At 67.5% G+C, this 25,974-nt stretch carries 23 protein-coding genes and 1 pseudogene; 12 read left to right on the forward strand and 12 right to left on the reverse strand.

Features of this window, described 5'->3' with window-relative positions; translation table 11 throughout:
* Positions 1-111: 111 nt before the first annotated feature.
* Positions 112-2,916 carry a DNA polymerase I gene (polA, locus tag DRW48_RS15650; protein ID WP_114077207.1) on the reverse strand — a complete coding sequence of 935 codons (2,805 nt, stop codon included), beginning with the start codon at positions 2,914-2,916 and terminating at the stop codon, positions 112-114.
* A 169-nt stretch (positions 2,917-3,085) separates the two neighbouring features.
* On the opposite strand from polA, the gene radA reads away from it, so the two are divergent.
* The 3 genes and pseudogenes from radA to purF all read left to right on the forward strand — a co-directional run bounded on the left by radA (position 3,086) and on the right by purF (position 6,769).
* On the forward strand, positions 3,086-4,453 hold the full coding sequence (radA, locus tag DRW48_RS15655) for a DNA repair protein RadA (RefSeq protein ID WP_114077208.1): 1,368 nt from the start codon (positions 3,086-3,088) through the stop codon (positions 4,451-4,453).
* A gap of 52 nt (positions 4,454-4,505) precedes the next feature.
* Positions 4,506-5,108: pseudogene (locus DRW48_RS15660) on the forward strand (CvpA family protein); the annotation flags it as partial.
* Positions 5,109-5,290: 182 nt separating this feature from the next.
* A complete protein-coding gene (gene purF / locus DRW48_RS15665) occupies positions 5,291-6,769 on the forward strand; it encodes an amidophosphoribosyltransferase (RefSeq protein WP_114077210.1) in 1,479 nt (492 codons plus the stop codon).
* 54 nt (positions 6,770-6,823) lie between these two features.
* Here the strand turns inward: purF and ftsY are convergent, their stop codons facing one another.
* Both ftsY and xseA read right to left on the reverse strand, forming a co-directional pair.
* Positions 6,824-7,882: a signal recognition particle-docking protein FtsY gene (ftsY, locus tag DRW48_RS15670; RefSeq protein ID WP_114077211.1), complete on the reverse strand. Its 1,059-nt coding sequence runs from the start codon at positions 7,880-7,882 to the stop codon at positions 6,824-6,826.
* Between the two features lie 124 nt (positions 7,883-8,006).
* The gene (gene xseA / locus DRW48_RS15675) at positions 8,007-9,647 is read right to left on the reverse strand and encodes an exodeoxyribonuclease VII large subunit (RefSeq protein ID WP_114077212.1); all 1,641 of its coding nucleotides are present in this window, start codon (positions 9,645-9,647) and stop codon (positions 8,007-8,009) included.
* Between the two features lie 116 nt (positions 9,648-9,763).
* On the opposite strand from xseA, the gene purD reads away from it, so the two are divergent.
* Positions 9,764-11,035, forward strand: a complete 1,272-nt coding sequence (purD, locus tag DRW48_RS15680) for a phosphoribosylamine--glycine ligase (protein WP_114077213.1) — start codon at positions 9,764-9,766, stop codon at positions 11,033-11,035.
* Positions 11,032-11,919: an alpha/beta fold hydrolase gene (locus DRW48_RS15685; protein ID WP_114077214.1), complete on the forward strand. Its 888-nt coding sequence runs from the start codon at positions 11,032-11,034 to the stop codon at positions 11,917-11,919. Before purD ends, DRW48_RS15685 begins: the two co-directional genes overlap by 4 nt.
* Here the strand turns inward: DRW48_RS15685 and DRW48_RS15690 are convergent.
* Positions 11,892-12,911, reverse strand: a complete 1,020-nt coding sequence (locus DRW48_RS15690; RefSeq protein ID WP_114077215.1) for a ribose-phosphate pyrophosphokinase — start codon at positions 12,909-12,911, stop codon at positions 11,892-11,894. The two genes, DRW48_RS15685 and DRW48_RS15690, sit on opposite strands and share 28 nt — an antisense overlap.
* Before the next feature lie 281 nt (positions 12,912-13,192).
* Here DRW48_RS15690 and DRW48_RS15695 point away from each other — a divergent pair, with 281 nt between their 5' ends.
* From DRW48_RS15695 to DRW48_RS15705, 3 genes are all read left to right on the forward strand, one after another.
* Positions 13,193-14,143 (forward strand): PRC-barrel domain-containing protein, encoded by a 951-nt coding sequence (locus DRW48_RS15695; RefSeq protein WP_114077216.1) that lies wholly within the window; start codon positions 13,193-13,195, stop codon positions 14,141-14,143.
* 103 nt (positions 14,144-14,246) lie between these two features.
* Positions 14,247-14,846 carry a 2-hydroxychromene-2-carboxylate isomerase gene (locus DRW48_RS15700; protein ID WP_114077629.1) on the forward strand — a complete coding sequence of 200 codons (600 nt, stop codon included), beginning with the start codon at positions 14,247-14,249 and terminating at the stop codon, positions 14,844-14,846.
* Entirely contained in the window at positions 14,843-15,619 is a 777-nt protein-coding gene (locus DRW48_RS15705; protein ID WP_114077217.1) for an alpha/beta fold hydrolase, read from the forward strand. Before DRW48_RS15700 ends, DRW48_RS15705 begins: the two co-directional genes overlap by 4 nt.
* Before the next feature lie 35 nt (positions 15,620-15,654).
* On the opposite strand, the gene DRW48_RS15710 is transcribed toward DRW48_RS15705, so the two are convergent.
* The 5 genes from DRW48_RS15710 to DRW48_RS15730 form a co-directional block, all read right to left on the reverse strand.
* A complete protein-coding gene (locus DRW48_RS15710) occupies positions 15,655-16,692 on the reverse strand; it encodes a threonine aldolase family protein (protein WP_114077218.1) in 1,038 nt (345 codons plus the stop codon).
* 1 nt (position 16,693) lies between these two features.
* Complete coding sequence (locus tag DRW48_RS15715; protein WP_114077630.1) at positions 16,694-17,131, reverse strand: YcgN family cysteine cluster protein; 438 nt, start codon at positions 17,129-17,131, stop codon at positions 16,694-16,696.
* On the reverse strand, positions 17,131-18,072 hold the full coding sequence (locus DRW48_RS15720; protein WP_114077631.1) for a bifunctional riboflavin kinase/FAD synthetase: 942 nt from the start codon (positions 18,070-18,072) through the stop codon (positions 17,131-17,133). Before DRW48_RS15720 ends, DRW48_RS15715 begins: the two co-directional genes overlap by 1 nt.
* Positions 18,073-18,256: 184 nt before the next feature.
* Positions 18,257-19,138 (reverse strand): HAD family hydrolase, encoded by an 882-nt coding sequence (locus DRW48_RS15725; RefSeq protein ID WP_114077219.1) that lies wholly within the window; start codon positions 19,136-19,138, stop codon positions 18,257-18,259.
* A 5-nt stretch (positions 19,139-19,143) separates the two neighbouring features.
* On the reverse strand, positions 19,144-20,061 hold the full coding sequence (locus DRW48_RS15730; RefSeq protein ID WP_114077220.1) for a manganese-dependent inorganic pyrophosphatase: 918 nt from the start codon (positions 20,059-20,061) through the stop codon (positions 19,144-19,146).
* Positions 20,062-20,409: 348 nt separating this feature from the next.
* Between DRW48_RS15730 and DRW48_RS15735 the strand changes: the two genes are divergently transcribed.
* Positions 20,410-20,607: a hypothetical protein gene (locus tag DRW48_RS15735; RefSeq protein ID WP_114077221.1), complete on the forward strand. Its 198-nt coding sequence runs from the start codon at positions 20,410-20,412 to the stop codon at positions 20,605-20,607.
* 50 nt (positions 20,608-20,657) lie between these two features.
* On the opposite strand, the gene DRW48_RS15740 is transcribed toward DRW48_RS15735, so the two are convergent.
* Together DRW48_RS15740 and DRW48_RS15745 are read right to left on the reverse strand one after the other, a co-directional pair.
* Positions 20,658-21,299, reverse strand: coding sequence for a DUF1345 domain-containing protein (locus DRW48_RS15740; protein WP_114077222.1), 642 nt, complete (start codon positions 21,297-21,299; stop codon positions 20,658-20,660).
* A gap of 28 nt (positions 21,300-21,327) precedes the next feature.
* Entirely contained in the window at positions 21,328-22,374 is a 1,047-nt protein-coding gene (locus DRW48_RS15745) for a TraB/GumN family protein (RefSeq protein WP_114077223.1), read from the reverse strand.
* Positions 22,375-22,575: 201 nt separating this feature from the next.
* Between DRW48_RS15745 and groES the strand changes: the two genes are divergently transcribed.
* Complete coding sequence (gene groES, locus DRW48_RS15750; RefSeq protein ID WP_114077224.1) at positions 22,576-22,863, forward strand: co-chaperone GroES; 288 nt, start codon at positions 22,576-22,578, stop codon at positions 22,861-22,863.
* Between the two features lie 44 nt (positions 22,864-22,907).
* Positions 22,908-24,560 (forward strand): chaperonin GroEL, encoded by a 1,653-nt coding sequence (gene groL, locus DRW48_RS15755; RefSeq protein ID WP_114077225.1) that lies wholly within the window; start codon positions 22,908-22,910, stop codon positions 24,558-24,560.
* A 151-nt stretch (positions 24,561-24,711) separates the two neighbouring features.
* On the opposite strand, the gene efp is transcribed toward groL, so the two are convergent.
* A complete protein-coding gene (efp, locus tag DRW48_RS15760; RefSeq protein ID WP_114077226.1) occupies positions 24,712-25,275 on the reverse strand; it encodes an elongation factor P in 564 nt (187 codons plus the stop codon).
* A 342-nt stretch (positions 25,276-25,617) separates the two neighbouring features.
* Here efp and DRW48_RS15765 point away from each other — a divergent pair, with 342 nt between their 5' ends.
* Positions 25,618-25,944, forward strand: coding sequence for a DUF6280 family protein (locus tag DRW48_RS15765; protein WP_042251710.1), 327 nt, complete (start codon positions 25,618-25,620; stop codon positions 25,942-25,944).
* Positions 25,945-25,974 lie beyond the last annotated feature (30 nt).

Consider the following 25,974-nt stretch of genomic DNA (forward strand, 5'->3'; position numbering starts at 1 on the left):
AGCTGAGGGTTACCTGCGCCCTGCCCGCCTGGAGCGCGAGCAGATGGCCCACCAAATCGGAAGGCGAGCGATTGAGCGGGCCGGCCCATGGTCAATTTCACCGCGCCGCCGCTAGTGCGCTTCGGCCCAACTGCCGCCGGCCCCACCCTCGACCACCAGAGGGACGGACAGGCGGACCACAGGCTCGGCCGCGCCCTCCATCACCTTGCGGGCGCGGGCGATCAACTCGTCGACCTCCGCCTCGGGCGCCTCGAACACCAGTTCGTCATGGACCTGCAGCAGCATGCGCGCCTGCAACCCCTCCAATGCGTCGGGCATGCGGATCATGGCGCGGCGGATGATGTCGGCAGCGGCGCCCTGGATGGGCGCGTTGATCGCCTGCCGCCGTGCGCCCGCCTGGGCCGGCCCGTTCAGCGCGATGCCGGGTGTGTGGATGCGCCGGCCGAACATGGTGCTGACGTAGCCGTTGCGCTTTGCCTCTGCCACGGTGTTGTCCATGTAGGCGCGGATTTCGGGGAAGCGCTCGAAATAGGTGTCGATGAAGGCCTGCGCCTCGGCCCGCGGAATCTTGAGGTTTCGCGCGAGACCGAAGCCGGAAATGCCGTAGATAACGCCAAAGTTGATCGCCTTGGCGCGGTTGCGCGTCTCGCGGTCCATCTTGTCGATCGGCACGCCGAACATCTGGCTGGCGGTCATGGTGTGGATGTCGATCCCCTCGCGGAACGCCTGCTTCAGCGCCGGGATGTCGGCGACATGGGCCAGCAGCCGCAATTCGATCTGGCTGTAGTCGAGGCTGATCAGTCGTTTGCCGGGCGGTGCGACGAAGGCCTCGCGGATGCGGCGGCCCTCCTCGGTGCGGATCGGGATATTCTGCAGGTTTGGCTCGGTCGAGGCGAGGCGGCCAGTGGTCGCGCCGGCGATCTGATAGCTGGTGTGCACCCGGCCGCTGTCGGGGTTCACATAGGTCTGCAGCGCGTCGGTATAGGTCGCCTTCAGCTTGCTGATCAGCCGCCAGTCCAGCACCCGCTGCGGCAGCTCGTGCCCCTCGCCGGCCAGATCCTCAAGCACGTCCGCGCCGGTCGACAGCGCCCCGGTCTTGCCCGACTTGCGGCCCCCCGTCATGCCCATCTGGCTGAACAGGATCTCGCCCAGCTGCTTGGGCGAGCCGATGTTGAACCGCTGCCCGGCGAGGCGGAACACGTCATCCTCGATCCCCGCCAGCTTCTGGGCAAAGTCGCCGGACATGCGGTTCAGCCGCGCCGGATCAATGCTGACGCCCTCGCGCTCCATCGCGGCCAGCACCGGGATCAGCGGCCGCTCCAGTGTCTCGTAGACCGCGGTCACGCCGGCGGCGGGCAGGCGCGGGCGGAAATTCTGCCACAGCCGCCAGATCATCTCCGCCTCCTCGGCGGCCGGGCGCGTGGCGACGTCGGGGGCGAGGCGGGCGAAGGTCAGGGCATTGCGACCACTGCCCAGCACCTCTTTCAGAGGCGCGCGGCGATGGCCCAGGTTGCCCTCAGACAACTCGTCCAGCCCGTGGCCCTGCGCGCCGGCACTCATCGCGTAGCTCATCAGCATAACATCGGCGACCGGGGCGAGCGCGATCCCATGGCGGGCCAGGTATTTGGCATCGCGCTTGATATCGTGGCCGATCTTCACGATGGCCGGGTCCTCGAGCATCGGCCGCAGCGCATCGAGGGCAGCCTCGGGCGAAAGCTGGTCAGCGGCGCGGTCGGCGAACAGCCCGTCGCCGCCGCCCAGATGCCCCGTCGGGATATAGGCGCCGAGGCCGACACCGGGCGAGATGGCGACGCCGGTCAGGCCGGCCTGCAATTCGTCAAGCCGGTCAAGTTGCAGGTCCAGCGCCACAGCCCCTTCCTGCCCGATGGCCGCGAGCCATGGGGCGAGCGCGTCCAGATCGGTGATGGTGACATAGCTGGCCGGGTCGATGGGGGGCAGCACCGGCGGGGGCGCCGCCTCTGCGGCGGCGGGGGGCGCGGCGGGGGCGTCGATGATCGCCGGTGGTCCAAGGCGAAAGCGTTCCGCCACGCGGTTGGCCAGCGTGCGAAACTGCATCTCGGACAGAAAATCGAGCAACTGCTTATGGTCAGGCTCGGCAACCTCGAGGCTTTCCAGCGTCAGGTCGGGGGCGCTTTCGCAATCCAGCGTTACCAGTTGCTTCGAGACGCGGATGTTGTCGGCATGGTCGATCAGCGTCTGGCGGCGTTTCGGCTGCTTGATTTCGTCCGCACGGGCGAGCAGCGATTCCAGATCGCCGAACTCGTTGATCAGTTGCGCGGCGGTCTTGATCCCGATCCCTGGCGCACCCGGCACGTTGTCGACGGAATCGCCCGCAAGCGCCTGAACGTCGGTTACTTTTTCTGGATAGACGCCAAACTTCTCGAATACCTCGTCGCGGCCGATGCGCTTGTTCTTGATCGGGTCCAGCATTTCGACCCCGTCGCCGACTAGCTGCATCAGGTCCTTGTCGCTGCTGATGATGGTGACCTTGCCGCCGGCCTCGCGCGCCCGGCAGGCCAGCGCACCGATGATGTCATCGGCCTCGAAATCCTTGATCTCGAGGCATGCCACGTTGAAAGCACGGGTCGCGTCGCGGGTCAGCGGAAACTGCGGGCGCAGATCGTCCGGCGGGTCTGGCCGGTTCGCCTTGTAGTCGGCGTAGAGATCGTTGCGGAAGGTCTTGGCCGAGTGATCGAAGACCACAGCGGCATGGGTCGGGGCATCGTTGCCGCGCGAATCCTCGATATATTTCCAGAGCATGTTGCAGAACCCTGCGACCGCGCCGACAGGCAGGCCGTCGGTCTTGCGGGTCAACGGCGGCAGCGCGTGATAGGCCCGGAAGATGAAGGCCGAGCCGTCGATCAGGTGCAGGTGGTGGCCCTTGCCAAAGCTCATGGGGGTGGCCTTTCCGATTGCCGCGGTCGGGGTTGTCGCATGGAAGCGCGGCGCTTGCCAACTGCGGGCGCGGCCGGCTGCTGGACCATATCTAGGCGCGCGCGCGTCCCCTTGCCACCGGCCCCGTCCGGCGCTGGCGTTCCCGCCCTTGCCCCGCCATAACCCCGCCATGGCCCGAACCCCCTCGCCCGCCTTTGCCTGCACCGCCTGCGGCGCCGTCCATCGCAAATGGGCCGGCCGCTGCGACGCCTGCGGGGCGTGGAACACTATCGTCGAGGAGTCCCCGATCGGCACCGGCGCGCCCAAGGGCCTCGGGGTCGTCAAGGGCCGCGCGGTGCCGCTGACCTCGCTGGACACGACCGAGGCCCCGCCGCCCCGCCAGCCCTCCGGCATGGACGAGCTGGACCGCGTTCTGGGCGGCGGTCTGGTGCCGGGCAGCGCCATTCTGGTCGGCGGGGATCCCGGTATCGGCAAGTCCACGCTGCTGCTGCAGGCGATGGCGGCCTTTGCCCGCGCCGGCGCCAGCGCCATCTATATCTCGGGCGAGGAGGCGACGGCGCAGGTCCGGATGCGGGCCGCCCGCCTCGGGCTGGCCGATGCGCCGGTACGGCTGGGGGCGGAAACCGCCCTGCGGGACATTCTGACCACGCTGGAGACCGAGCGCCCGACGGTCGCCGTGATCGATTCGATCCAGACACTTTGGTCCGATATGGTCGAGGCAGCGCCCGGCAGCGTCGGCCAGGTCCGCGCCTCGGCCCATGAATTGGTCACCTTTGCCAAGTCGCGCGGCGTTGCGGTGATCCTGGTCGGTCATGTCACCAAGGACGGTCAGATCGCCGGCCCGCGCGTGGTCGAGCACATGGTCGACACCGTGCTTTATTTCGAGGGTGAGCGCGGCCACCAGTTCCGCATCCTGCGAAGCGTCAAGAACCGCTTTGGCCCGGCCGGAGAGATCGGGGTGTTCGAGATGACCGGGGGCGGCCTCGCCGAGGTGCCCAACCCCTCCGCCCTGTTCCTGTCGGAGCGCGGCCAGCAGGTCGCCGGCGCGGCCGTGTTCGCCGGCATCGAGGGCACCCGCCCCATGCTGACCGAGATCCAGGCCCTCGTGGCGCCCTCGACCCTCGCCTCGCCGCGGCGGACGGTCGTGGGCCTGGACGCGGGCCGGGTCAGCACCATCCTCGCCGTACTTGAGGCGCGCTGCGCCATCCCCTTCACCGGCCTAGACGTTTTTCTGAACGTCGCGGGGGGGATGCGGGTCACTGAACCCGCCGCGGACCTCGCCATCGCCGCTGCCCTGCTGAGCGCGCGCGAGGATCACGCCCTGCCCGCCAATGCCGTGCTGTTCGGCGAAATCAGCCTGTCAGGGGCCTTGCGGCCGGTGTCGCAAGCCGAAAACAGGTTGAAAGAGGCGCGCAAACTTGGTTTCACACAGGCCATCGTCCCCGAGGCGCAAAAGCTCGAGGCGGCCGAAGGGATGTCGCTGCTGCGCCAGCCCGATCTGACGCGCTTTGTCGGAGAGACCCTGGGCGCTGGCTGAGCCGCCGCCTGCACGCAAGAACCCGGCGCTGCCGGCCTAGGGAAGGCAAGGAATGAACGGCTTCACCCTGATTGACGGGATCGTTGCGGCGGTCATCATCCTGTCGGCGATCCTCGCCTATTCGCGCGGTTTCGTCCGCGAATCGCTCGCGATCCTCGGGTGGATCGGCGCAGCGGTTCTTGCATTCCTGTTCGCCGGGGCCGCCAGGCCGATGATCTCGCAGGTGCCGGGCCTCAACAAGTTCCTCGGTGACAGTTGCGAGTTGGGCACCATCGCGGGCTTTGCCGTCGTCTTTGCAATCGCGCTGGTGGTGTTTTCCATCGTCACGCCGCTGTTCTCATCGGTCGTACAGCGCAGCGCGTTGGGCGGGGTCGACCAGGGCATGGGTTTCCTCTTTGGCGTCGCACGCGGCATCCTTTTGGTGGCCGTCGCCTTCATCGTCTATGACCGCGTCATGGCCACCGAAAAGATCGCCATGGTCGAGCAGTCGCGCTCGTCGCAGGTGTTCGCCCGCATGCGCGGAACCGTGAACGAGCAGATCCCGCAGGACGCGCCGGGCTGGGTGGTCAACCGCTACGAGCAGCTGGTGCGCACCTGCACTGCCGCCGCCTCGGGCGCGGCGCCGACTGCCACCACACGGACCCCGACCAGCGCGACCCCGGAAGGCGCGGCCCCGGCCGAGACGACGACCACCACCACCACGACGACCACCGCGCCTGCGGAAACCGCCCCGGCCCCGACCACGCCAAGCAACTGATCCCAAGGGGGTGACGTCGCAGCGCCAAGCCCTTAGATAAGGGTACGCTCAACACGCGAGCGTTAACGGAGTCGCCGCCGATGCAGGCTTTCATCGCAGATCCATTCGACAGCGACTCGCTCCACGAGGAGTGCGGGGTGTTCGGCGTGATCGGCGTCGCCGAGGCCGCGAACTTTGTCGCCCTCGGCCTGCACGCGCTGCAGCATCGCGGCCAGGAGGCCGGCGGCATCGTCGCCCATGATCCCGAGACCGGGTTCAACAGCGCTCACCGCTTCGGCTATGTGCGCGACAATTTCACCAAAGCTTCGCTGATGGAGACGCTGCCCGGGCCGCTTGCCATCGGCCACGTGCGTTATTCCACTGCAGGCTCGAAAGGCGCAGTGATTCGCGACATCCAGCCCTTCTTTGGCGAATTCGCCATGGGCGGCTGCGCCATTGCCCATAACGGCAACCTGACCAACGCCGCCCAGTTGCGCCGCGAGTTGATCGAGCGGGGCAGCATCTTCCAGTCCGGCAGCGACAGCGAGTGCATCATCCACCTGATGGCGCGCTCGATTCAGAAGAACATCCCCGAGCGGATGAAGGACGCGCTGCGCCGCGTCGAGGGCGCCTTCAGCGTCATCGCCATGACACGCACCAAGCTGATCGGCGTGCGCGACCCGCTGGGCGTGCGCCCGCTGGTGCTTGGCACCCTGGGCGACGGCGCCCATGTGCTTGCGTCGGAGACTTGCGCGCTGGACATCATCGGCGCCAGCTTCGTGCGCGAGATCGATCCGGGCGAGATGGTCGTCATCTCGGCCGAGGGTATCCAGAGTTCGCGGCCCTTCGGCCCCTCGACCGGCCGGTTCTGCATCTTCGAGCATGTCTATTTCTCGCGCCCCGATTCGATGATCGGCGGCCGCTCGGTCTATGAGACGCGGCGCCAGATCGGGGTCGAACTGGCGCGCGAGGCGCCGGTCGAGGCAGACTTGGTATGCCCGGTGCCGGACAGCGGCACCCCTGCGGCCATCGGCTACAGCCAGGAAAGCGGCATCCCCTATGCCATGGGCATCATCCGCAACCAGTATATGGGCCGTACCTTCATCGAGCCAACAGACCAGATCCGCGACATGGGCGTGCGCCTGAAGCTGAACGTGAACCGCGCCCTGGTGCGCGGCAAAAGAGTCGTGCTGGTTGACGATTCCGTCGTGCGCGGCACCACCAGTCGCAAGATCAAGGACATGATCCTCGAGGCCGGCGCGGCCGAGGTTCACTTCCGTATCGCCTCGCCGCCGACCGCCTGGCCCTGTTTTTACGGCGTCGACACGCCCGAACGCAGCAAGCTGTTGGCGGCCCAGATGACGCCCGAGGAAATGCGCGAGTGGATTGGCGTCGACAGCCTCAAGTTCGTCTCGCTGGACGGCCTTTATCGTGCCGTGGGCGAGGCACAAGGCCGCAACCCCGAGCGTCCGCAGTATTGTGATGCCTGTTTCTCCGGCGAGTACCCCATCGTGCCCTCCGACCAGATGGAGCGCGGCTTTGAGATGAAGCCGATGCCGAGGATCGCCGCGGCCGAGTAATCCACCGCGCAATGTTCCATCCTGACCTCGCCTGATTTCCGCGTCGGTCTGCGATTATGCCCCGACCAGAGCCCGCGCGAAGTCATCGGCGTCGAAGGCATCCAGATCATCGATCTGCTCGCCCACACCAATGGCGTGGATCGGCAGGCCGAATTTGTCGGCCAGCGCAACCAGTACGCCGCCGCGCGCCGTGCCGTCCAGCTTGGTCATCACCAGTCCCGACACGTCGGCCAGCTTGCGGAAGGTCTCGACCTGGCTCACCGCGTTCTGGCCGGTCGTGGCATCCAGCACCAGCAGGGTGTTGTGCGGCGCCGAGGGGTCCCGCTTGCGGATGACGCGAACGATCTTGGCCAGCTCCTCCATCAGGTCGGCACGGTTCTGCAGCCGGCCCGCCGTGTCGATCATCAGCAGATCGGCACCCTCGGCCTCGGCACGGACCATGGCGTCAAAGGCCAGCGAGGCGGGGTCCGAGCCTTCGGGCGCGGTCATCACCGGCACCCCGGCGCGCTGGCCCCAGACCTGGAGCTGCTCGACGGCAGCGGCGCGAAAGGTGTCGCCGGCGGCGATGATCACCGTCTTGCCGGCCGCGCGGAACTGGCTGGCGAGCTTGCCGATGGTTGTAGTCTTGCCGCTGCCGTTCACACCGACGACCAGCACCACCTGCGGCTTTTTCGCATAAAGCGGCAGCGGCCGGGCAACCGGCGTCATGATCCGCGCCACCTCGGCCGCCAGCCATCCGCGCAACTCGCTGGCCGAGACGCGGCGGCCCATGCGCCCGGCGGCGATATTGGCGGTGACGCGCAGCGCCGTGTCGACGCCCATGTCGGCCGCGATCAGCGTTTCCTCCAGATCCTCGAGCATGGCATCGTCAAGCTCGCGCCGCGGCTCGGGCGGGGCGGCGGGCCGGGCCGGGGCTGGCGCCTCGCGGCCAAGGATGCGGTTCAGCAGGCCGGGCTGCGGCGCGGGTTGCGGGGCCGGGGCCTGCGGCTCGGCAGCCCCGGGCCGCGCGGCGCCGGGCGCCGGCTCGTCCGCGCCCACAAGCGCGTCGAGACCGGCCCCGATTTTGGAGGATGAGCCGGCGAGGCGGTCTTTCAGCTTGGTGAAGAACGACATCGCGGCCCCCTTGAATACGGCCCGCGACCTTACCTTGCGGCCGGACCGAGTTAAAGCCTCCGCCCCTGTCCCGGATGGCGCTCCGCGTCAGTTGGGGCGACGCAACCCGCGCCCCAGCAAGCCTCTAGAACAGGCTGCCCTGCCCCGCCCCTCCCTTGGGTTTGCGCGGTGCGGCTTTGGCGGTCGGGGTCGCCATCGGGGCATCGACCGGCGCGACCGTGACGCTGCCGTCGCTAAACTCGACTCGCATCTTGGGCGTCGCGGCAGCGCGGGCCGCGGTCGCGATCAATCCCTCGGGGCCATGAACCACCGCAAAGCCCCGGCGCAGCGTCTCGCGATAGCCGAGAGACTGGCGCAGCCGGTCCATCCGTTCCACCCGCTCGCGCCGAGCGCTGAGCTGGCGCGGGCCGGCGACGGCAAGGCGGCGGGTCAGCGCCTCCAGCGATTCGCGGGCATCGGCGTTGCGCCGCAACCCCAGCACACGGGCGCGGGCGATGCCGCCGGCCAGCCGCCCGGCGCGGTCGGCCAGCAGGCGCGCCGCCTCGCGCTGCCGACGCAACAGCGCCGGCGCCATTCGCTCGGCCAGCGCCATCCGTCCCCGCGCCTGTGACGCTGCACGGCCCAGCGCATTTTCAAGCCGGCGCGCCTCGTCCAGCCGGCGGCGGGCCGCGCGCGTGCCCTGCCACAGCAGCGCCGGCGGCAGCGGCAGCGCACCCAGCCGGTCGCGGCGCTGCCGCACGAACCCGCGCAACCCCGGCTCCAGCCGGCCGGCGCCCAGATCGAGGCGCTGGCGGGCCGCATCGGTCAGCGCCTGCGGCCGGCCGAGGCCGCGCGCCAGATCGCGCAGCCGTTGCCGCGGCTGGGAAACCCGCGCCTGCGCACCGCGCAGCTTGCGCCCGTGCAGATCGACCATGCGGGCCAGCAGTTCGGCCCTGACCGGCACCGCGAACTCTGCCGCCGCGGTCGGCGTGGGCGCGCGCAGGTCGGCGACATGATCGATCAGCGTCGTGTCCGTCTCGTGCCCCACGGCCGAGATCAGCGGGATCGTCCCGGCCGCGACGGTGCGGACCACCAGTTCCTCGTTGAAGCCCCACAGATCCTCGATCGAGCCACCACCGCGTGCGACGATGATCAGGTCCGGGCGCATCCCGCCGGTCGCCGCGTTGAAACCGGCGATAGCCGCCGCGACCTCGGGCGCGCAGGCATTGCCCTGCACGGCCACCGGCCAGATCAGCACGCGGCTGGGAAAACGCTCGCGCAGGCGGTGCAGAATATCGCGGATCACCGCGCCAGAGGGCGAGGTCACCACGCCGATGGTGCCCGGCAGATAGGGGATCGGCCGCTTGCGCGCGGCATCGAACAGCCCCTCGGCCGCCAGCAGCTTGCGCCGCTGCTCCAGCATCGCCATCAGCGCGCCAAGGCCGGCGGGGGCGACACTGTCCACCAGCAGCTGATATTTGGACGCGCCGGGAAATGTCGTCAGCCGGCCGGTGACGATCACCTCCATCCCCTCCTCGGGCCGGTGCGGCAGGCGGCAGGCATTGGCCTTCCAGCAGACCGCGCCCAGCACGGCCCGGTCGTCCTTGAGGTCAAAATAAAGATGGCCGGAGGCCGGACGCGAAACGCGCCCCACCTCGCCCCGCACGCGAACATGGGAAAACTCGCCCTCGATCACGCGCTTGACCGCGCCCGACACCTCGGACACGGACAGCGGCGGCGCGTTCGATGCGGCATCGGGGCCGGCGGCATCTTCGAAAAGGTCCATGGCCGGTTTTCGCAAGGCCGCACCGGCAGCGCAAGCGCAGCCGCGTGGGCGCCCATGTTGCGGGTCGCCGGGGACTGGCCTATCCCACGACCCAGATTGCGAGGGAGAGCGCGCGCATGAACATCCTCATCCTCGGCGGCGGCGGGCGCGAGCATGCGCTGGCCTGGGCCTTTCGGCAGAACCCGAAATGCGACCGGCTGATTGTCGCGCCCGGCAATGCTGGCATCGCCGCGGTGGCCGAATGTGCCGCGCTCGACATCCTCTCGCGCAGCGCAGTGGTCGAGTTTGCCGGCCAGAACGCGGTCGATCTGGTCGTGATCGGCCCCGAGGCGCCGCTGGCGGCGGGCGTCTCCGACGCCCTGCGCGAGGCAGGGTTTGCGGTCTTTGGTCCCAGCAAGGCCGCGGCCCAACTGGAATCGTCCAAGGCCTTCACCAAGGCTGTCTGCGATGCCTGCGGCGCCCCCACAGCCGCCTGGGCGCGATTCACGGATGCCGAATCCGCCCGCGCCCATGTCGCGGCGCAGGGCGCGCCGATCGTCGTCAAGGCGGACGGCCTCGCCGCCGGCAAGGGCGTCACCGTCGCCATGACCGAGGCCGAGGCGCTGGGGGCGATCGACGCCGCCTTTTCCGGGGCCTTTGGCGAGGCCGGGGCCGAACTGGTGATCGAGTCCTTCATGGCCGGCGAGGAGGCCAGCTTCTTTGTCCTCTGCGACGGCGAGGCCGCGCTGCCGATCGGCAGCGCGCAGGACCACAAACGCGCTTTCGACGGCGATACCGGCCCCAACACTGGCGGAATGGGCGCCTATTCCCCCGCCCCGATCCTGACCCCAGCCCTCGAGGCGCAGGTGATGGAGCAGATCATTCGCCCCACCCTGGCCGAGATGACCCGCCGCGGCGCACCGTTCCAGGGCGTGCTTTATGCTGGGCTGATGATCGAGGACGACGCGGCGCGGCTGGTCGAATACAACACCCGCTTCGGCGATCCCGAATGCCAGGTGCTGATGATGCGGCTGGGCGCGCAGGCGCTCGACCTGATCCAGGCGGCGGCCGAGGGCCGGCTGGCCGGGGTCGCGGTCAATTGGGCCGGCGATCATGCCCTCAGCGTCGTTCTGGCCGCCAACGGCTACCCCGGCCCTGTCAAGAAGGGCAGCGAGATCAAAGGGCTGGAAGCGCTGCCTGAGACTTCTACGCAGATGATGTTCCACGCCGGCACCCGTGCCGCCGACGGGCGCACGGTGGCTGACGGCGGGCGGGTCCTCGCCGCAACCGGTCGCGGCGCGTCCCTGGCCGAGGCGCGCGCGCGGGCCTATACCCTGGCCGAGGCGGTGGACTGGCCCGAGGGGTTCTACCGCCGCGACATCGGCTGGCGGGCGCTGCCCCTGGCATGAGCGGATATTTCTCAGGCTTTTCGCTGCACAGCATCGATGCCGGCGATGGCCCAATCCGCCTGCGCGTCGGCGGCAGCGGCCCGGCCGTGATGTTGCTGCATGGCCATCCGCGTACCCACGCCACCTGGGACCGGGTGGCGGTCGACCTGGCGAGAGACTTTACCGTCATATGCCCGGACCTGCCCGGCTTTGGCGGCTCGTTCCAGCCGATCGACATGCCAGACCATGCCGGCTCGTCCAAGCGCGCCAAGGCGGCCGCTCTGGCACGCCTGATGACCCGGTTGGGGCACGAGCGGTTCTTCCTCGCCGGTCACGACCGGGGCGCGCCGACCGCGTTCCGGCTGGCGATGGATCATCCGCATCGCGTCTCAGCCTTGGCGCAACTGGACGGAATCCCAATCATCGAGCATCTGGAGCGCGCCGACTGGCGCTTTGCCCGCGACTGGTGGCACTGGTTCTTTTACGCCCAGCCGGCCAAGCCCGAGGGGGCGATCGCCGCCGACCCAGAGGCTTGGTATGCCCCTGGCCCCAGACCCCACGTGGCCCCAGAGGCGCAGGCAGAATGGCTGGCGGCGATCCGCGATCCGGCCGTGGTACATGGCATGATCGAGGATTACCGCGCCGGGCTCACGGTGGACCACATCCACGACCGGGCCGACCGCGACGCGCGCCGGCGGCTCGGCTGCCTGGTGACAGTCCTCTGGTCGCTACGCGACGATCTGGCCGCCATATATGGCGATCCGCTGGCAATCTGGCGCGCCTGGGCCGACGAAGTCAGCGGCCACGGCATCGACAGCACCCATCACATGGCCGAGGAGGCGCCCGAGGCGGTGGCCGACGCGCTGCGCCGCGCCTTTCAGGCGCGCGAGTACATGCCCTCATAGATCGGCTGCAATGTCTCGACCTCGAACAGGCTGCTGACCGAGGTGCCGTTCCAGATGTTCATGATCGCCTGCGCAAACATCGGCGCCGTCGGCACGATGCGGATGTTCTTGGCGGCGCGGACCTCGGGCGAGGGCTCTATCGAGTCCGTGATGACCAGCGATTTCATGATCGAGCCTTCGACCCGCTCGACCGCCGGTCCGGACAGAACGCCATGAGTGATGTAGGCGTGAACCTCGGACGCGCCGTGGTCCACCAGCTTTTGCGCGGCCTTCACCAGCGTGCCGGCGGTGTCGCAGATATCGTCGACGATGATGCAGGTCTTGCCATCGACGTCACCGATGACGGTCATTTCCGCGACTTCGCCCGCCTTTTCGCGGCGCTTGTCGACGATGGCGAGGGGTGCGCCGATGCGCTGCGCCAGCTCGCGTGCGCGGCCGACACCGCCGACGTCGGGCGAGACGACCATCAGTTCTGACAGGCGACCTTCGAACTGGTGCAGGATGTCGAGCGCGAAGATCGGCGCGGCATAGAGGTTGTCGACCGGAATGTCGAAAAACCCCTGGATCTGGGTCGCGTGCAGGTCCAGCGTCAGCACGCGCTGGACGCCCGCCTCGACCAACAGGTTGGCCACCAGCTTGGCGCTGATCGGGGTGCGCGCCTTGGCGCGACGGTCCTGCCGGGCATAGCCGAAATAGGGGATCACCGCGGTGATGCGCGCGGCCGAGGACCGGCGCAGCGCGTCGGTCATGATGAGCAATTCCATCAGGTTGTCGTTCGCCGGGTTCGACGTCGACTGGATGATGTACATGTCCTCGCCGCGAACGTTTTCGAACACCTCGACGAAGATTTCCTGGTCGTTGAACCGTTCGACCCGCGCATCGACCAACGAAACGTTCATCCCGCGGTGCAGCGACATGCGCCTGGCGATGGCCTTGGCCAGCGGCTGGTTGGCGTTGCCGGCGATCAGCTTGGGTTCGGTCATGGCGGGCATAGGGTACCTGTTGCGGGATGCGGGGGCGCGGCCGGCAGGCAGCGGCGGATTCGGTTGCCGGCGCGGCCCGCTTAGCACCACGGGGGGATGCCGGCAAACCTTGCCGATGCAGCGGTTGCCCGTCGCACCCGGTGCCAACCGCATGGATCATCGGCGAAATTCCGCCGATTGCTCGACCCACGGAAAGGTTGGGGAACGAACTCACCATGCTGCCACGTTTCCCTCTCGCAGCGGCCGGGCAACCGGACGCGACGATCCTTGATCAATATCGGAGACGCTTCATGCAAAAGTTCCTGCTGACGACGGCCCTCGTGCTGCCCCTGACCGCTGGCTTCGGCTTTGCCCAGACCAGCACCACCAGCACGACAACCACCACCGAGCCGGCTGTGACTGCGCCGACCGCTGGGGATGCGGCAGCTGCTGCCGCTGATAATGCGGCCACCGAGGCGGGCAAGGCTGCCGATGCCGCGGTCGACGCTGCCGGCAAGGCCGCGGACGCCGCGGGCGAAGCTGCCAGCGATGCGGTCGATGCCGCGGGCGACGCCGCGAAGGCCGCCGGTGACACGGCCGAAGAGGCTGCCGACAAGGCCGCCGACGCGATGAAGCCGGATGCCGCCACCCCCACCACGACTGAGACCCCGGCGGCGGGCGAGACGACCACCACCCCGGTGGCTGGCGAGACCACCACCACCGTTGCCCCCGCCTCGGGCGAGACGACCACGACGACCACCACGGCGCCGGTTGATGGCAGCGTGTCGACCACCGACACCACCAGCACCGAAGTGGCGGCGCCGGTCGCTGTTCCGGATGACGTCGTGCGTGAGCAGGCCCCTGACGAGCTGCGTGCGGCCTGGATTAACGGCAGCACTGTCACCTCGACCGATGGAGAGAACGTCGGCACGATCAAGGACATCATCCTGGACGACAAGGGCGCGATGAAGGCGGCGATCGTGGGCGTTGGTGGTTTCCTCGGGATCGGCGAAAAGCAGATCGCGATCGACTGGTCGAAACTGACCATCGACTACGATGCCAACAAGATCACTACCGCGATCACTCGCGAGGAAGCCAAGGCTGCGCCCGGCTATGTCTTCCGCGACCGCGAAGCTGCTCCGGCGCCGGTCGCTGATACCGCAGCCGCGCCCGCCGCGACTACCGCGCCTGCGGATACCCCGGCTGCACCGGCAGATCCCGCCGCGCCCGCTGGCACGACCACGACCCCGCCGGCAAACTGATCGCCACCAAGGCATAATCTGGAAGGGGGGCGGGCAAACCCGCCCCCCTTTTCACATCACTGTCATACAGGTAGCTTGGTCTGGACCGCCGGAGACGCCCATGCTGCAACATTTGGACTACTACTTCGGCACCATCAGCCCTTACGCCTATCTTGCGGGTGACAGGCTGGAGCGGATCGCTGCCGACCGTGGCGCAGAAATCACCTACAAGCCATTGGACATCATGCAGTTATTCGATCGAACCGGCGGCGTTCGTCCGCAGGTCCGGCACGAAAGCCGTATGGCCTATCGCGCGCAAGAGCTTGCGCGCTGGGCGGAACACCTGGGCATGCCGCTGAACCTCAAGCCAGCCGCGGGCATGGTGAATGCCGTCCCCTCCTCCTACGCGATCATCGCGGCGCAGGCTGCGGGCGGCGGAAATCTGCCGATGCTGGTCCAGTCGATCCTGCGCGCGCATTGGGCCGAGGACCGCGACATTTCTTCCGACACCGTCCTGCGGGAGTTGCTGCAAGACGCCGGCTTCGATCCCGACCTTGTCGAAAGCGGCCTTTTCATCGGTGCCGAGACCTGCGGCCGAAATCTTGACGAGGCGGTCCTGGCGGGCGTTTTCGGGTCCCCCTTCTACATCTTGCGCGAAACCGACCAGCGGTTCTGGGGACAGGACAGGCTCGAATTCCTCGACCGCGCCTTGGCAAATCAATGACGATCGCCGAACGCACCTGGCCAGGTGATCCAAATCGGCCGGCCTTGGCGCTGCACTGCTCGATGGGCTCGTCCAGCTACTGGGGGCCGATTGCCGACCGGCTGGAAGGTGTTGTCTCGCTGTCGGCATTCGACGCGCCGGGCCACGGCCGCAGCCCCGACTGGCGGCGCGCCAGCAGCGGCGGCGTCGACTACCACACCGCGGTCACTCGTCTGGCGGCGGCGCGGATCGGCCAGCCGATGGACCTGATCGGCCACTCGCTCGGTGCGACGGTCGCGCTGCGGATCGCCGTCTCTGCCCCCCAGTCGGTGCGCAGTCTTACGCTGATCGAGCCGGTCCTGTTCGCCGCGGCGCCGGGTGCCGAGGCTGACCCGCTGCATCAGCGCATGACCCGCCTGCTGGAAGCAGGACAGGACGAGGAGGCGACCCGCGCCTTCCTCTCTGTCTGGGGGGATGGCCATTTTGACGATCTGCCGGCGCTCACCCAGACCCGCATGATCCAGCAGATTCGGCTGGTCGCCGAGGCGAATGACACGCTGATCTTTGACCGTGCCGATATCCTACGCGATGGCGGCCTGGAGGCGATCGGCGTTCCGGTGATGCTCATCCGCGGAAGCAACTCGCCACCCGTGATCGCACAGATCGCGGATGCCCTGGCAGCCCGCCTGCCCGATGTGGCCCGCGCCGAGGTGCCGGGCGCCGGGCACATGCTGCCGATCACGCATCCGTACAAGGTCGCGGACCTGATCCGGGTCAATCTGGAACGCTCCTGACCGCGCCGGATTTGACCGGCGCGGGGCCCGTCGGTCTAGCCGCGCAGGACCTCGACCAGGCCATCGACCTCGGCCTCGGACGTGGACCAACCGCAGACCAGCCGCACCGAGACATCGCCCTCTTCCGACTGGACCTGGGGCCAAAGATGATAGCGCGCGCCGGCCGCCCGCGCACGTGCGTGGGCAGCAGCAGTCAGGGTGGGAAACAGCTGGTTCGCCTCGACTGGGTGATGCAGGGTAACCTCCGCTTCCCGCAACCCGGCCGCCAGTCGCGCCGCCATCGCGTTCGCGTGCCCGGCGAGTTCCAGCCACAGCCCGTCCTGCAGCAGGGCCAGCATCTGCGCCGCGAGATAGCGGTGCTTGCTCATCAGGTGTCCGGCACGCATCCGGCGCATGTCCAGCCCGCGCGCGCGGGCGGGATCGAACACCACCACCGCCTCCAGCATCATCGCGCCGTTTTTGGTCCCGCCAAAACTGAGGACATCGACTCCGGCCCGGTGCGTCAACTCGGCGGGGGTGCAACCGAGGGCCGCGACCGCGTTGGCAAAACGCGCGCCGTCCATATGCACCGCCATGCCGGCCGCCCGCGCCTTGGCTGACAGGGCGGCCACAGCGTCGGGCGTGTAGATCGTGCCGAGTTCGGTCGAATTGGTTAGCGTCAGGGCCGTGCGCTCGCCCGCGTGGACGTCCTTGCGGCTCATGTCGTGCAGGCGGCGGCCGAGGGCCTCGGGCGTGATCCGCCCGTCCGTCGTCGAGATCGGCACCAGCGTCGCGCCGCCCGTATAGAACGGAATCGCGCCACATTCGCTGGTCAGGACATGGGCGGTATTGGCGCAGAAAATCTTGCCCCAGGACAGGCTGATGGCCGACAGCGACAGCGCATTGGCCGCGGTGCCGCCGGCGACCAGCCAGACCTCTGCCTCCGGCGACTCGAACAATTCCCGCACCGCCGCCGTCGCCTGCGCGGTCAACTCGTCCGTGCCGTAGGCGGGGGAATGGCCGGCGCTTGCCTCGGCCAGGGCAGCCATGATGCGCGGGTGAACGCCAGACGTGTTGTCCGAGGCGAAATTCATGTCACAGATCCTCGATGATGTATTCGTCCCAATCGTCCTCGGTGACGGTCAACTCGCTGACCGTCCAGCCCTGGACCGAGGCACCGGCGCGATGGACCGCCTGCCGGTCGCCGCAAATCAGATGGTGCCAGTCATAGAGCGGCTTGCCCTTTGCCCGCAGCCGGTAGGCGCAGGTGGAGGGCAGCCACCAGTCGATCTCGGCCAGCTTTTCCGAGGTCAGCACGACGCAATCGGGCACGTAGTCATGCCGGTTGGGATAGCTGCTGCAGGCGCAGGTGTGACCGTCCAACAGGCGGCAGGCGACACGGGTGAAGGCGACCTCGCCGGTATCCTCGTATTCGATCTTGTTCAGGCAGCACTTGCCGCAACCGTCACAGAGCGCCTCCCACTCGGGGCGGGTCAGATCGGCCAAGGGCAGCTCCCAGAACCTTTCCCGCATCATGTCGCCGCGAGGACGCGCCGGGCGTCGATGACGTCCTGCTCCATCTGGATGATCAGTTGCTGGGCGCAATTGAAGGCCATCTCGGGGCGCAGAAAGGCGATCAGCGCGACCGACAGGTGCTCGCCATACAGATCGCCGTTGAAATCCAGCAAGAAGGTTTCAAGGTTCGGGGCATTGACGCCGAAGGTTGGGCGCACACCAAGGCTGGCAGCGCCGCCATGGGTTTCGCCGGCGCGCGGGCCGGTCAGGATGTCGGCGCGGACCGCGTACACCCCGAAACGCGGAAGGTGCAGCCCGTCCATGGCCATGTTCGCCGTCGGATAGCCCAGCGTCCGCCCGCGTTTTTCGCCGTGCAGCACCTCGCCTTCGATCCGGTGCCAATGGCCGAGCATGCGCTCTGCCTCGTCGGGGCGGCCCTCGCTCAGCGCCTTGCGGATGCGGGTCGAGCTGAAATCGGTGCCTGCCTCGCCGACCAGCGGCTGCGCGCTGACGGAAAAGCCGTTGGCCGGGCCGAGATCGACCAGCATCGCCGCGTCGCCCTGACGGCCGCGGCCAAAGCGGAAATCGGCGCCGACCGCGACATGACTGACGCCAAGGCCGCGCGCCAGCACGTCGGCAGCGAAAGCTTCAGCCGATTGCGAGGCAATGCGCTCATCGAACGGCAGTTGGAACAGGTGCTGGACGCCGAGGCGCTGCAGACGATGGGCGCGGGCCTCGGCGTTCATCAGCCGGAAAGGTGGCGCGTCGGGGGCAAAATACTGGCGCGGATGCGGCTCGAAGGTGACGACGCCGAGGGGGCGACCCCGCTCGTCCGCGACGGCGCGGGCGGCGTCGATGACGGCACGATGCCCCCGATGGATCCCGTCGAAATTGCCCAAGGCCACCGCTGCGCCGCGCGCGTCTTCGGGCAGGCCGTTCCAGTCGGTATGGATGTGCAAACGAACGCCCCCGAAGGCTGGGTTAGGACCGCCGGCCGTCTGCGGCAGCAATCCCGGCCTGCCAGCGGTATCGCCGAGGCCGGAAGTGGTTGCAAGGCGGCTTGCCCGCGCCGGCTGCCCGGCGCCACACGCATGTGGCGATGGCGGGGGCGGGCATCAACCCGCGCCGCACCTCGCCGAGGCCTCAGCGAAGGCGGCCGATGCTGTAGGTCGGGGCCAGCCCACGCCCGGCGAGCCACTCGTCAAGCATCTGGGCCAGCGGTGCTTCCGGGTCGGGGCCGAACTGGTCGAAGGCGAGGCCGCCGCTGATGAACAGCGCGTCCAGCCCCTCGTTGATCGCGCCAAGGACATCAGTGGTGATGCCGTCGCCGGCGGCGACAATCCGGGCACTGGCATCTAGACGCAGACTCCGTGCCGCAAGCTGGTAGATCGGCGGATGGGGCTTGCCGACATAAATCGCCTCGCCGCCCAGCTGCTGGTAAAGCTCGGCCAAGGCACCCGCGCAATAGATGCGCTTGTCACCGAAATCGACGACGATATCGGGGTTGGCGCACAGCATCGGCAGGCCGCGCGCCGCGGCCTCGGTCAGGACGGTCAGGTAGTCCTGCGGGCCCTCGGTCATGTCGTCGAAAAGGCCGGTGCAGACGATGCCCTCGGCCTCGTCCATCGGCACGCGGGTGATGGGGAGGCGCGGGCTGTCGTCGGGCAGATCGGGCGGTAGGTCGGTGAAGAAGCTATCATCCTTATCCGGGCCCAGGTGCCAGACCCGCTGTCCGACCACGCCGCGCAGCATCGCATCCTGCGCCGCGTCGCCGGAGGTCACGATCACGTCCCAGGCCGCGCGGGGAATGCCCATGCGATCCAGTTGCGCCTCGATCATCACTGCCGGGCGCGGGGCGTTGGTCAGCAGCGCCACGCGGCGCGCACCGCCATCGCGAAACGCTAGTAGAGCCTCAACCGCGGACGGGAAGGCGCGCTGTCCATCATGGACCGCGCCCCACAGGTCGCAAAAGATCGTGTCGTATTCGCCGGCGATTTCCGCCAGCGACTGAATGATGCGGGTCACTGGAATCAGACCTTCAGGACCGGAATGATCTGCTTTTTGCGGCTGACAACACCCGGCAGCAGGACCGTATCGCCGGTCACCGGGACGCCAAAGCTGCGCGTGGCAACGCCGGCGACCCAGGGGTTCGGGACCAGCAAGGTCGCCTCTTCGCGCAGGATGTCGACGACGAACAGCAGCACCTCATCAGCGCCGTCCTCGGCCGCGACGCCGGGCATGGCCGCCATCAACGCGTCCTTGCGGGCCAGCAGCACCTCGGGGGCGGTGGTCTCGAGGACCGACACGCGCAGGCGCTTGTCGCCCAGATCGTATTCCTTGCTGTCGATGCGCAGCAGCGCCTCGTCGGCGAAGGCCGAGACGTTCGACTTGGCACGGAACATTTCGGTCGCATAGGCCGGGATCGACAGGTCCAGGTCGCGGGCCAGCTTTTCGGCGACCCAGCGATCATGCGGGGTGGTGGTCGGGCTGCGGAACTCCAGCGTGTCGGACAGGATGCAGGTCAGCATCAGGCCCTTGATGGCACGGGGCGCGCGATCAAGGTCGTCGCCGATCAGGTCGAACATGATCGTCGCCGTGCAGGCGAGCGGGCGCAGCGTCATGTTGATCGGCAGGCGGGTGGTGATGTTGCCGGCCAGCAGGTGGTGGTCGATGATCTCGATCACCTCGGCCTCGGCCAGCGAGGCGGGCAGCTCGACCGCGTTGTTGGTGTCGACGATGACCAGCTGCTCGCCGGCGGCAACGTCCGTGATGATCTCGGGCATCTGGACGTTCCAGTGCTCGAGCATCCACACCGCCTCGGTGTTCGGCTGACCTTGCAGCACGGCCTTGGCCGGCTGCTTGCGCACGTCGTTCAGATACCAGGCCCAGATGATGGGCGAGCCGGTCGAATCGGTATCAGGGGATTTGTGGCCGAGAACCTGGATCATCGGAAAGCCTTGCTGCGAGGGATAAAAGTTGCCGCGTCTATAGGCGCGCGGCGGCGGGATGTCACGCCCGCGCGGTGCCGTGGGCGCGGCCCGGTTGACCTGCGCGTCCGACCTGCCCTAGCATGCGCGCCTTAGCGATGGGAGTAATCCAGCCATGCGCCAGCACGCCTGAACCCCGCCCGCGCCGCGACCTTTAGCGTTGTGGCAATCGCCCCGCGCCTTGGCCCGGGGTCAGATGCTCAAGGGGAGTATCCTGAAATGGACCACAAGGGCTGACGCCGACCGCAGGCCGCGGGCCAAACGCCCTGTCGCGGCCAGAGAGCTTCACCCGAACGCCGGGATTACATCATGCCGAAATCGACCAAGCCGCCCGTTTTCGCGGGCTTTAACGATGCGCCAGCCAAGGATGCCAAGGCGCCTGCGGGCATCGCCGGACTGCCGGCGGGCCTGACCGCACCGCCCAAGCATCCACCTGCCAGCAAGGCGCCGCAGGTCAAGCAGATGGCGGTCAAGCCACCGCCCCTGCCACGCCGCACCACCGGTTGAGCTAAGCCGAGCGTCGCCCGAAGGCCGGTCCCGCGCCCGCCTTCGGGCCCTTAACCGCCGCCGCTCATCGCGGCATTCACTGCCAGCGCGATCAGCACGGTGTTATAGAGGAACGAAAGCACCGCCTGCATCAGCGTCAGGCGGCGCATGTCCGCACTGGTCACCGCGACGTCGGATGTCTGGGCGGTCATGGCGACTGTAAAGCTGTAGTAAAAGAACTCGATCAGGCCCGGACGCGGGCAATTCTCTCCGAAATCGAGGCCGCCACCGCTGCCCTCGGCATTCTCGTCCGGATCGTCACCGGGCGCGTACCAGAGGTGAGAGTAGCGAAAGGTGAACAGGGTGTGGACCGCCACCCATCCCAGCGGGACCGAGATCAGCGGCGCGAAACGCGCCCAATTACTCGCGTCCGAGGAGGCGAGCGCCTCGAAGATCGCGACCAGGCTGATGGCGACCGCGCAGAGGGCGATCACCATGATGATGCCGATACCCTCGTCCTCGGCGCGGGCGTGCTCGGCCAGGTCATCCGGGGTCAAGTGCCGCGCCATCAGCCAGGTGGTCAAAAGGTAAAAGGCGAACAGAACATCCGCGCCGATCATCAGCCGGTGGATCAGCGTTCCCGGGATCGCCAGCGCCGCCACCGCGCCGAGCAGGAGCCCGACCAGAAACCGCCCGTGCCGCTTGAAATTCACTGTCGCCTGCCTTCTCGCCCTGCTCGCATCACGACGCGGTTGTCTTGAGGGGTGTGATGGTCCAGCCGTCCGCCTGCAGCAGGTTGAGCAGTCCGGCCTCCCCCGGCAGATGCAAAGCGCCAAATCCGGCAACCACCGCCTTGCCCTGGTGAGCGGCCTTTTCCGCTGCCGCGGTCAGGGGCACCAGCCAGGCGTGATTGCGCCGGTCCATCAGTTGTCGACGCGAAAGTTCAGTCATCTTGTCGACCTCGGCCCGGGTCAGTCCGGAGTTGGCATAGGCATCGGTCCGCCCAAACTCCCACAACTGCCAAACGTTTCCGGAAAAATAGGCCTCGGTCAGGGTGGTGGCGTAGTCGTCTGCCATCTCGGCCTGTGGCAGGGCGGCGCGCAGCATGTCCAGTTCCTCTTCCGGGGCCATGCCGGCAAAGACAGAAAACAGCGTGTCCCACGGCTCGATGGCGCGCACGGGCGTTCCTGCTTTCCGTGCCAGAGCAATCAGTTGGTGGTCGAGGCCATCTGTCTCGCCCTTGTTCGTGGCTGTCTGACGCAGCATGCAGGGCGAGAGGCCGAGCATGGTTGCAAGATACCACGGCCGCAGGTGGTCTGTCGTGCTGGGCGGGACGCCCCGCGCGGTCATAGCGGCGGACAGCCGTGACCAGTCGGCGGGCCCCAGCCGCTGGGACAGAGGCGGGCCGTCCGGGTCGGCCATGAGGGTCGGATCGCCGCGCAGGGCTTTTGCCAGCGCGGCCTCCTCGGCCGGGCCGGCCTCGACCAGCAGCACGGCGGCTTTGGCGATGTCGGGGGAAAACCGGGCCAAGGTGCGCTGATGGCGCTGGTCGGCGAAATGATAGGTCCCGATCAGGATGATGCGGGCGTCACCCTTTTGCGCCTGCCAGAACAGACCCTTGGCGAAGGGCACGTCGGCCACCCGAGCCTGCATCGCCGCCAGGTCGGCGGCCGGCAACGCGGCCATCAGATCCCGGCCCCGGCAGGCCTCGGCCGCGGCATGGGCGGTCGGGGCCAGCGACAGGATGGAGAGGGACAACGCCAGCGTTCGGACAATCTTATGCAGCATCCAGCGCCTCCGTTGATGACCCGCGGACCCTGCCATGGGCGCGCGCCGGCCCCAACCCCCTGATGCGCCAAATGCCGCGCGCAATCGCGCACCACGACGTTGACAGGCACCCGGTCCGCGCCTAGATGACCGGCATTGGCACTCGCCCCCCGTGAGTGCCAAGCAGCAGACACTGCAACCATTCACACGGAGTGTTCCGCAATGGCGTTCAAACCCCTGCATGATCGAGTCCTGGTCCGTCGCGTCCAGTCCGAGGAAAAGACCAAGGGCGGGCTGATCATCCCCGACACCGCAAAAGAAAAGCCCGCCGAGGGCGAGATCGTTGCCGTCGGCGAGGGCGCGCGCAAGGATTCGGGCGAGCTGATCGCACCGTCGGTGAAGGCTGGCGACCGCATCCTGTTCGGCAAGTGGTCGGGCACCGAAGTGACGCTCGACGGCGAAGAGCTGATCATCATGAAGGAAAGCGACATCCTCGGGATCACCGGCTGATCCCTCGCAGGTTTCGCAACAACCCTTTGACAAGGAAAAGATAAATGGCTGGTAAAGAAGTCAAGTTCAGCACCGACGCCCGTGATCGCATGCTCAAGGGCGTGAACATCCTGGCCGATGCGGTGAAAGTCACGCTGGGTCCCAAGGGCCGCAACGTTGTCATCGACAAGTCGTTCGGCGCCCCGCGCATCACCAAGGACGGCGTCACCGTCGCCAAGGAAGTCGAACTGACCGACAAGTTCGAGAACATGGGCGCGCAGATGGTCCGCGAAGTCGCGTCGCGCACCAATGACGAGGCCGGCGACGGCACCACCACCGCCACCGTCCTGGCCCAGGCGATCGTCCGCGAGGGCATGAAGGCGGTTGCCGCCGGCATGAACCCGATGGACCTCAAGCGCGGCATCGACATGGCCACCGCCAAGGTCGTCGAGTCGATCAAGGCTGCCTCGCGCCCGGTCAACGACAGCGCCGAAGTCGCGCAGGTCGGAACCATCTCGGCCAACGGCGAGAAGTTCATCGGCGAGCAGATCGCCGAGGCCATGCAGAAGGTCGGCAACGAGGGTGTCATCACCGTCGAAGAGAACAAGGGGATGGAGACCGAGGTCGAAGTCGTCGAAGGGATGCAGTTCGACCGCGGCTACCTGTCGCCCTACTTCGTGACCAACCCGGACAAGATGATCGCCGATCTCGAGGATGCCTACATCCTGCTGCACGAGAAAAAGCTGTCCTCGCTGCAGCCGATGGTCCCGCTGCTGGAGGCCGTGATCCAGTCGGGCAAGCCGCTGCTGATCGTCGCCGAGGATGTTGAGGGCGAAGCCCTGGCCACCCTGGTCGTGAACAAGCTGCGCGGCGGCCTGAAGATTGCAGCCGTCAAGGCCCCGGGCTTTGGTGATCGCCGCAAGGCCATGCTGCAGGACATCGCCATCCTGACCGGCGGTCAGGTCATCAGCGACGATCTGGGCATGAAGCTGGAGAACGTCGGAATCGACATGCTCGGCCGCGCTAAGAAGGTCACGATCAACAAGGACACCACGACCGTCATCGACGGCGCCGGTGAAAAGCCCGAGATCGAAGCCCGTGTCAGCCAGATCCGTCAGCAGATCGAGGAAACCACCTCGGACTACGACAAGGAAAAGCTGCAGGAGCGTGTTGCCAAGCTGGCCGGCGGCGTCGCCGTAATCCGCGTCGGCGGCATGACCGAAATCGAGGTGAAAGAGCGTAAGGACCGCGTCGACGACGCGCTGAACGCGACCCGTGCCGCGGTCCAGGAAGGCGTTGTCGTCGGTGGCGGCGTTGCGCTCGTCCAGGGCGGCAAGGCGCTCGAAGGCCTCGAGGGTGCCAACAGCGACCAGAACGCCGGTATCGCCATCGTGCGCCGCGCACTGGAAGCCCCGATGCGCCAGATCGCCGAAAACGCCGGCGTCGACGGCGCCGTGGTTGCCGGCAAGATCCGCGAATCGAACGACAAGTCGTTCGGCTTCAACGCCCAGACCGAAGAATATGGCGACATGTTCAAGTTCGGCGTCATCGACCCGGCCAAAGTCGTGCGCACCGCGCTGGAAGACGCGGCCTCGGTCGCCGGCCTGTTGATCACCACCGAAGCCATGATCGCCGAGAAGCCCGAGCCGAAGGGCGCGGGCGGCGCTGGCGGCATGGGCGGCGGCATGGGCGGAATGGGCGGCATGGACATGATGTGATCTGCCCAGAGCAGGTCACGGTCCATCCGTTTCCCCCGACAACGAAGGGCGCCCCGCGGGGCGCCCTTTTTGTTTGGCGAGGGGAAGTTTCAGGAGGTGAGTCCCATGTCCTGGATAGATGCAGCTTCAAAAGTGAGCGCGTGACGCAGCGTCAGGCGCGCTCGGAGTATTCGAACGTCTCGGTGTTCACGACGATGCGCTCCTCAGCGCCGACGAAGGGCGGGATCATGACCCGCAGGCCGTTGTCGAGGATCGCCGGCTTGTAGCTTTTGGATGCGGTCTGGCCGTTCACCACCGGCTCGGTCTCGGCCACCTTGCAGGTCACCTTTTGCGGGATGGTCACCGCCAGCGGCTCCTCGCCGTAATAACGCACCGCTGCCGTCATGCCGTCCTGCAGGAAGGGGCGGCGATCGCCCAACAGATCGGCGTCCAGTTCGATCTGCTCGAAGCTTTCGCTGTCCATGAACACCAGCTTGCCGTCACTCTCATACAGGAACTGCTGGTCCTTCATCTCGAGATAGACCTCGTCGACCTTGTCCTCGCTGCGAAAACGCTCGTTCAGCTTGCGACCGTCCCGCAGGTTTTTCAGTTCGACCTGGGCAAAGGCGCCCCCCTTGCCGGGTTTGACGTGGTTTACCTTCACGGCAGCCCACAAACCGCCGTCGTGGTCGATAATGCTGCCGGGACGGATCTCGTTGCCATTGATCTTGGCCATCTCAATACCTTGATAGAGGGGTGTGAGCCGCGGTGGCGGCATGTGTTGCGAGGGGGCGTTAGCCGTCCCGGTGCGCCCTGGCAAGCGCAGCTTGCGGCGAAATGTCAAGGTGGCCATTGGGGAACCGGAGGTGTCGCCCACCGTTCACAATAGGCCGTTAGGCCTATGAAATGACTGCAACGCGTTAGCAATGCACAGGGCGCATGGCGGACATGAGCCGCAGACCATACCGAATCGCGGCTGTGCGGCGTATCCGTCCAGCACCCCCCGCGCTGAGGGTATTTGATCGGGGAGGTGACCCCGCACCCGGACGATCCCGGGTGAGTGAGCAGGAAGATGTTTATGCGTGATTTCGTGGATGGTTCGGCGTTCAATTTCGAACAGGGTCAGCGCGCCCGCAAGCTGTTTGCCGCCGTCGTCCTTGCGGCGCTGGACGACGCGATTGCGGATGACAAGAAATACGGCAACGGCCCCGAGCAGATCGCCCGCTGGGCGCGCTCGCGCGACGGCCGCGAAGTGCTGTCCTGCGCTGGCATCGACCCCAACGAACGCGTTGTCAAAGGCCTGATGGAATTTGTGTCCAAGGGCGTGCGCACCTCGGTCGCGCTCTCGCGCGAGGAGAGCGAGCGCCGCATGGCCGCCGAGGCCGAGGAAGCCGAAGCCGCCTGATCAATTCACGACAGAGCGCAAAAGGCCGCC

Origin of the sequence: Paracoccus suum, from assembly GCF_003324675.1 — a bacterium.
Lineage (GTDB): Bacteria > Pseudomonadota > Alphaproteobacteria > Rhodobacterales > Rhodobacteraceae > Paracoccus > Paracoccus suum.